Source organism: Paraburkholderia sp. HC6.4b (assembly GCF_014200875.1).
Taxonomy (GTDB): Bacteria; Pseudomonadota; Gammaproteobacteria; order Burkholderiales; family Burkholderiaceae; genus Paraburkholderia; species Paraburkholderia tuberum.
The window spans coordinates 1-7,420 of sequence record NZ_JACHDC010000048.1 but is presented as its reverse complement, the minus strand read 5'-3'; the positions used below and the strand labels follow the sequence as shown (position 1 = coordinate 7,420).

Annotated in this window: 7 protein-coding genes; all 7 read left to right on the top strand. The window is 60.9% G+C overall.

Going from position 1 to position 7,420, the window contains the following annotated elements; translation table 11 throughout:
• Positions 1–603 (top strand): sugar nucleotide-binding protein (locus HDG34_RS38435; RefSeq protein WP_184069192.1); only part of this gene is annotated, 603 nt, incomplete at its 5' end.
• Positions 604–724: 121 nt separating this feature from the next.
• Complete coding sequence (locus HDG34_RS38430) at positions 725–2,149, top strand: UbiA family prenyltransferase (RefSeq protein ID WP_184069190.1); 1,425 nt, start codon at positions 725–727, stop codon at positions 2,147–2,149.
• Positions 2,150–2,152: 3 nt separating this feature from the next.
• Positions 2,153–3,481, top strand: a complete 1,329-nt coding sequence (locus HDG34_RS38425) for an FAD-binding oxidoreductase (RefSeq protein WP_184069186.1) — start codon at positions 2,153–2,155, stop codon at positions 3,479–3,481.
• Positions 3,478–4,218: an SDR family oxidoreductase gene (locus tag HDG34_RS38420; protein WP_184069183.1), complete on the top strand. Its 741-nt coding sequence runs from the start codon at positions 3,478–3,480 to the stop codon at positions 4,216–4,218. The genes HDG34_RS38425 and HDG34_RS38420 overlap by 4 nt, the downstream gene beginning before the upstream one ends.
• Before the next feature lie 74 nt (positions 4,219–4,292).
• Positions 4,293–4,712, top strand: a complete 420-nt coding sequence (locus tag HDG34_RS38415; RefSeq protein ID WP_026225623.1) for a GtrA family protein — start codon at positions 4,293–4,295, stop codon at positions 4,710–4,712.
• Between the two features lie 363 nt (positions 4,713–5,075).
• Positions 5,076–5,738: a hypothetical protein gene (locus HDG34_RS38410; RefSeq protein WP_184069180.1), complete on the top strand. Its 663-nt coding sequence runs from the start codon at positions 5,076–5,078 to the stop codon at positions 5,736–5,738.
• A 305-nt stretch (positions 5,739–6,043) separates the two neighbouring features.
• The gene (locus tag HDG34_RS38405; protein WP_184069177.1) at positions 6,044–6,955 is read left to right on the top strand and encodes a GDP-mannose 4,6-dehydratase; all 912 of its coding nucleotides are present in this window, start codon (positions 6,044–6,046) and stop codon (positions 6,953–6,955) included.
• Positions 6,956–7,420 lie beyond the last annotated feature (465 nt).

The following is a 7,420-nucleotide window of genomic DNA, read 5'->3' as shown; positions in this document are numbered from 1 at the left end:
GTGCTCGCCGAGGAAGCGAAAAAGCTTGGCGCGGCGCTGATCCACTATTCGACCGACTACGTCTTCGACGGAACGAAGAACGCACCCTACGTCGAAGACGATCCAACCGATCCGCAGAACGTCTACGGCCGCAGCACGAGCTGGGTGTACGGCACGCGAGGCAAGAACTTTCTGCTGACGATGCTGCGGCTCGGCGCCGATCGTCCGGAGCTGAAGGTGGTGGCCGACCAGTTCGGCGCGCCCACCTGGTGCAACACGATCGCGGCGCTGAGCGCGCATCTGTGCGCGCAGTCCTTCGCCGCCGAAGACGGCGCGAAGTGGTGGGACGAGCGTTCGGGCATCTATCACCTGTGCGCGGGCGACTCGACGTCGTGGCACGGTTTCGCGTCGACGATCTTTGAACTCGCGGATTTGCCGAACAGGCCGAACACGCTGCCGATTCCGGCCACGGATTACCCGACGCCCGCGAGGCGCCCAGCCAATTCCAGAATGTCGAACGACAAGCTGGCGCGCGTGTTCGGGCTCGCCGCGCCGCATTGGAAGGATGCGTTGAGGTTGTGCCTGACGGATGGGTTTCCGAGCTCGCCTGTCAATCGTTGCTGACGCAGCGTCTCTGCCGAGCGAGACTCTCGCGCCGGCCGTCACTTACTGCCATCATTCAATGTCACGAGGAGCGGAGCAGACTTTTGCTCATTCACATTTTTCGGAATTCAAGGCCATTCAAATGAGCCAAAAGCCCCTCGTAGTCGATCTCGATGGAACGCTGATGCGCTCCGACGTTCTGATCGAATCCGTCTTTGCGTTTTTCAAGGCCGCGCCTCATCGTTTTTATCAGCCGCTGCTTTGGCTGATGCGCTTTGGCAAGCCAGGGCTCAAGTCCCGTCTCGCTGAGACGACCGATATCGACGTGACGGTGCTGCCCTATGACGAGAAGGTGCTGGAATGGCTCAAGCAGGAACGCGCCGCCGGGCGCCGCCTTGTCCTCGCCACCGCGAGCCATGAGCGCTTCGCGCACGCGATTGCCGATCACCTGAGTCTGTTCGACCAAACCTTCGCTACCAATAGCAACGTCAATCTGAGCTCGCGCAACAAGCGCGATCGGCTCGTCGCCGAATTCAGCGAAAAGGGCTTCGACTACGCCGGAAATTCGCACGCGGACATCGCCGTGTGGCAGGCCGCCGACCGTGCCTACGTGGTCAATCCGTCGGTAGGAGTCGAGCGGGTCGCGCGCAGGCAAGGTAATGTCGAGAACGTCATCGAGACGCGTCCGCCGCGTACCAAGGTTTGGGCGAAGTCATTGCGGCTGCATCAATGGCTCAAGAACCTGCTCATATTCTTGCCGCTGCTGGCTGCGCACGAGGTATCGTCGATGCATCTGCTCGCCGCGGCCGTCTTCGGTTTCGTTTCGTTCGGGCTGTGCGCGTCGAGCGTCTACCTGCTGAACGACCTGCTCGATCTCGAGGACGATCGGCATCACCCGACCAAGCGTCGGCGCCCGCTCGCGGCAGGGACCTTGCCGCTATGGCAGGGCGCGATATTATTTCCGGTTTTAATGGTGATCGGATTCTGTATCGCCCACCTGTTGTTGCCCATCCGATTTACCTTGGTGCTGTTCGCGTACTACGCGCTCACGCTCGCCTATTCGTTCTATCTGAAGAAGCAAGTCATGGTGGACGTGGTGGCGCTCGCTTGCCTCTACACTACGCGCATCGTTGCGGGGAGCGCGGCCATCGACGCGCGACTGAGCTTCTGGCTGCTCGCCTTCTCGATGTTCATCTTCCTGAGCCTCGCCCTCGTCAAGCGCTTTGCCGAACTGCATCTGCTGCAGGCGCGCGGACTCGTCAAGTCGCGGGGCCGGGGATATATGGCGGGTGACCTGTCGCTCGTCTCATCGCTCGGTGCGGCTGCGGGCTATCTGTCGGTGCTGGTGCTGGCGCTCTATATCCAGGACGACAATACACGTTTGCTGTATCGCCATCCCCAATATATTTGGCTTGCCTGCCCGCTTCTACTCTACTGGGTAAGCCGTATCTGGATCATCGCCCATCGTGGTCACATGCATGACGATCCTGTCGTTTTCGCCGCCAAGGATCGTGGTAGTTGGGTTGTAATCGGGTTGTGCGCCGTCGTTTTCTGGTTGGCGATCTAGAAGATGGCGCACGTTCAGTCCTGGGGGCTCTATCCGTATGCACCGCAGAATCCGCACACACCCGCGTGGCGCGACGCAGTAGTAACGGCGTGGCGCGCGGCCGCTTCACATAGCGGCACGACGCTCGGATTTGGCCAGGGCCGCAGCTATGGCGACAGCTGTCTCGCGTCTTCGGGCCATGTCGTGTGCATGCGCGGCCTCGATCGTCTGATCAACTTCGACACCGCGAGCGGCGTGTTGCGCGCGGAGGCGGGCGTAACGTTGGAAATGATTCTCGAGCTCGCGATTCCGCGCGGCTGGATGCTGCCGGTTACGCCGGGGACCAAGTACGTTACGCTTGGCGGAGCCGTGGCCAATGACGTTCACGGCAAGAATCATCACGTGCGAGGTACTTTCGGCCGCTACGTGCGCCGCTTCGGCCTACTGCGCAGCGATGGCAGCGAGCACGAATGTACCCCTGGGGACGGGGCTGGCGCAGAGGCCGATTTTTTCGGCGCGACCATCGGCGGACTGGGGCTCACGGGACTGATTACCTGGGTTGAGATTCAACTCATGCCGATCCGCACGAGCTTGATGGATGTATCGAGCATCCGCTTCGACAACGTCGACGAATTCTTTGTCCTGTCCGAGCGCCTCGATCCGCTTCATGAATACAGCGTCGCATGGATCGATTGCCAAAGCCGCGGTGCAGCGCTCGGACGTGGCATCTTCATGGTCGGCGACCATGCGGCGGAAGGGCCGCTCGCAGTCGAGCGCCGCAAGAAGCACACGATTCCGATCGTCTCACCAGTCCCTGTGTTCAACAAGGTGACGCTGCGCGTGCTCAATGAGGCGTATTATCGCCGCCAGGCTGCGGGCGAGATAAAGGCGAAGGTCGGATACGATAGCTATTTCTATCCGCTCGACGCACTGTTGCAATGGAACCGGGTGTATGGCCGCTCCGGCTTCCAGCAATATCAATGCGTGATTCCGCCGAGTTGCGCACGCGACGCTATACGCGAAGTGCTCGATGCGATTTCGCGCAGCGGCACCGGCTCGTTCCTCGCCGTGCTCAAGCGCTGCGGTGATCTTTTGTCGCCGGGGTGGCTTTCCTTTCCGCGGGAGGGGACTTCCCTTGCGCTCGACTTCCCGCAGCGCGAGGCGTCGAACCAGCGCCTGTTCGACACACTCGATGCGATCGTCCGCGAGAGCGGTGGACGCCTCTATCCGGCAAAGGATGCGCACATGTCGGGGAACGATTTTCGCGCAGCCTACCCCCGTTGGACGGATCTGGAGGCACTGAGGGACCCTGCATTGCTTTCTCGATTTTGGGAGCGAACGACTCGCTTATGAAGAACATTGTGATCATTGGTGCAACTTCGGCCATCGCTTCGGCCTGTGCACGTGCATGGAATGGGCCTGGCGTGCGCTTCGCGCTGGTCGCCCGCAACGCGCGGCGCCTTCAGGAAACTGCAGACGACCTGAAGGCGCGCGGCGCCGAGCTCGTCACCTGCCACCATCTGGACATCGACGATCTGAATGCGCACGCGGCCGTTGTGCAGGCATGCCAGAGCGCCCTCGGCAGCATCGACATCGTGCTGGTTGCGCCGGGCACCTTGCCCGATCAGCATGAATGCGAGCGCGACGCGGCCGTCGCGGTGCGCGAATTCACGACGAACGTCGTTTCGGTGATCGCACTGCTTACGCGTTTCGCGAACATCCTCGAGCAGCAGCGCAGCGGCACCCTGGCGGTGATCGCCTCGGTCGCAGGGGATCGGGGTCGGCCATCGAACTACCTGTACGGCAGTGCGAAGGCCGCACTGGCCACATTCTGCGAAGGGCTCAATGCGCGCCTGAAGAAGGTCGGCGCACATGTGGTGACGATCAAGCCGGGCTTCGTCGCCACGCCGATGACGCAGGGCCTGCCGCTGCCAAAGCCCCTCGTGGCGACGCCGCAAGCCGTGGCCGCCGACATCGTGAAAGCCGTGTCGCGTCACCGCGACGTGCTGTATACCCCGTGGTTCTGGGCGGGCATCATGCTCATCATTCGATCGATTCCGCGCCGCATCTATAACCATCTGTCGTTGTAATGGAGGGCGGTCGGCCTGTCGCGCTCGCGAAGGCCGACCGTTTCCGGCACTCGATACATCAACGCATCGATACCGTGAATTCATCGGCCAAACCACTCGCCACGCCCCACCTCGTGGTCCTTTATGCGCTCTTCGCGGCGCTGTCCATCGTCGCGAACATCGGTCTGCAAAAGCTGTCGCTGATGGCTTATGGCGGCCGTTTCGATGTGCTGCTCTCGGTGCTGGTCGGCACCGGAGGCGGCCTCGTGCTGAAGTTCGTACTCGACAAGATCTGGATCTTTCGCTACCGCCACAAGAATATTTCGCATGGCGTGGCGAGTTTCTTCCTGTACTCGTTGATGGGCGTGGCGACCACGGTCATCTTCTGGGGATTCGAGTTCGGAGCGGACGCCATCTTTCATTCCGAGCCAGCGCGTTTCGTCGGCGGCGCCATTGGGCTCACGATCGGCTATGTAGTGAAATACCAACTCGACAAGCGATTCGTTTTTTCGTGAGGCGGGCGCACAGCGCGGCCCCGCATCCGAATCGTCGCCGCCTGTCGGCCTTGCGTCCTTCGCAACTCGAATGGTTGTACATCGGGGACTACCGGCGGAACTTGGCCGCAATCAACCTGTTCCGTAGCGCGCCGTGGCAATTTCCGCTTGGACATATCGGGACGAGCGATTTTCCTGTCGGCACGAATATCGTGTTCATGGACGGCAACCTGCTATTGGCGATCGTCACGAAGTTGCTCGGGCCGTTCCTCGGCCCGGTCCGCGCAGACATACGGCGCGTGGATCTGCCTGTGCGCGCTGCTGCAGTTGTGGGCGATTTATTGGGCGCTGAGGCAGCACGCAGTCTCGTCGGTGTGCGCGTTCTTGGGCACGCTGTTGATCGGGCTCCTGCCCACGTTTTACTACCGGATTGGCCACCTCAACCTGCTGCCGCATTTTCTGATTATCATTGGTTGGGGCACGCTTCTTTCGGCATCAATGAGGTCTACCGGTCGGTTACGCATCTTTCTCGCGCTAGTCCTCTTTTCGCCGTTCACGCACTTCTACTTCACGTCGCCTCTCGTGCTGATGGCAGTTCTGGCGCAGTGGCGTGCTTGCAACTATCGCGTCGACACGGCGACGCTGCGGTTCGTTGCACGTCAGGCTTGCATGATTCTCGTCGTCATGCTGTCGGCAATGTTTGTGGCGGGCTATTTCCAGGATTTCCGCAGCGACAGCTACGGTTTCGGCTTCTCCTCGATGAACCTGAACGCGCTCATCAACCCGCTCGGCGCGAACGGACACAATACGTCGATGTATGTCTCGCCGTTGCCGACCGGCACCGCGGGACAGTACGAAGGTTATCAATACCTCGGACTCGGTCTGTTGCTGCTGGTCCTGATCGCGGGGTTAGTGCTCGGGCGCCGGATTTTCGCAGGTGTCGCTGCACCCGTCTGGTCTCTGTGGCTGGCGCTGACGCTATTGAGTCTTTCGAGTCAGATCTACCTGGGCTCCTCGCTGCTGTTCGGCATGCAGAGCAGTTGCTGAAACGGTGCGCGGCAGCCTTGCAGATCGCCGAAAGCAAGAGGACGAGGGGAGCAGACGTGTTGGAAGCGGTGGACGGAGTCATCGAGGAAATCAAGGCGATTCGATACGCGAGGCGTTGCAAGGCGCGTGCCGTGCTGCGCAGCGCGGCAACCTAGCGTGACATAATATCCCGTTTGGGGTCGGATATCGCGCGCTCACGTTGCGAAACACCGCCGCAACAGCAACACAGCAAAGCGGCAGCCACGCATGGACCACGCGCGATTCCAATACAACAACAGGATGACTCTCTCGTGAACGAAGCCAGCATGTCGTCTTCCGCGGCGAAGCAACCATTTCGCACGCTCGTCACCGGTTCGAACGGTTTTACCGGCCGCTATCTGGTCGAGAAGCTGACCGGGCGCGGCCATACCGTGATCGAAGCGGTGTCCGGCCGCGACGAGCCCGACACGCCGACACGCGTCAAACTCGACATCACCTCACCGGAAGACTGCCGGCGCGTGCTCGACACCGTGCGGCCCGATTTCATCGTGCATCTGGCCGCGATCAGCTTCGTGGGGCACAACGATCCGCTCGACTTTTATCGCGTCAACGTGATCGGCACGCAGAACCTGCTCGAAGCCTGTGCCGCGATCGGCCATGTGCCGCGCAAACTGCTGATCGCAAGCAGCGCGAACGTGTACGGCAACGTCAGCAGCGCCGCGATCGACGAGAGCTTCCCGCTTATGCCGGTCAATCATTACGCGGCCAGCAAAGCGGCCATGGAAGCGCTGGTGCGCACATGGTTCGACCGCCTGCCGATCCTGATCGTGCGGCCGTTCAACTACACCGGCCGCGGCCAGGCGGTGAACTTCCTCGTGCCGAAGATCGTCAGCCACTTCGCGCGGCGCGCGGCATCGATCGAACTCGGCAATATCGACATCGCGCGGGACTTCTCCGACGTGCGTTTTGTGGCGAGCACGTACGAGGCGTTGCTCGACTCCGATGTCGCCGCCGAAATCGTCAACGTCTGCACCGGCACGCCGTATTCGTTGCGTGAAATCCTCACGACCGCGAGCGAACTCACCGGTCACGACATCGAAGTCCAGGTCAATCCCGCCTTTGTCCGGCAAACGGACGTCAAGATGCTTGCCGGTTCGCCCGCCAAATTGCACTCGCTGGTGCCGGCGGTCGAGTCGATCCCTTTCATCGATACGCTGCGCTGGATGCTCGCGGCCTGAGCGCGCGCGCGAGCAACCGCCTGACGGTCTGCACCGAGGGGCCGCGTTTGCGGCCCTTCACGACGCTTTCTCCGTTCTTTTTCTTCGTTTCCACTCTTTCTGCGCCGCGCCGCACAGTATGTGGCGCACGTCATTACAAGCGACAAAATGCACGTAACCGCACCGAAAATCCCCTTTTCACAGGTCAACGGCAACGAATTCTGTCAAGCTGTTTCAAGTTGTTAGGGTTCTAGTTTTTGCACTGGGGGGCTTTATAATGGGGGTTTCATAAAATTGGCGTCTGAGTGTCCACTCTCCGGGGAACGCGACGGACGACCAGAGAAACGGACACCACGCGGGGTGAACAGGTCGCAAGCTCTTCGCCGCCTGTCACTCACATCGACAAGGGAATTACATGATCCTGGTAACGGGCGGTGCCGGCTTTATCGGCGCTAATTTCGTGCTCGACTGGCTGAATGCGTCGGA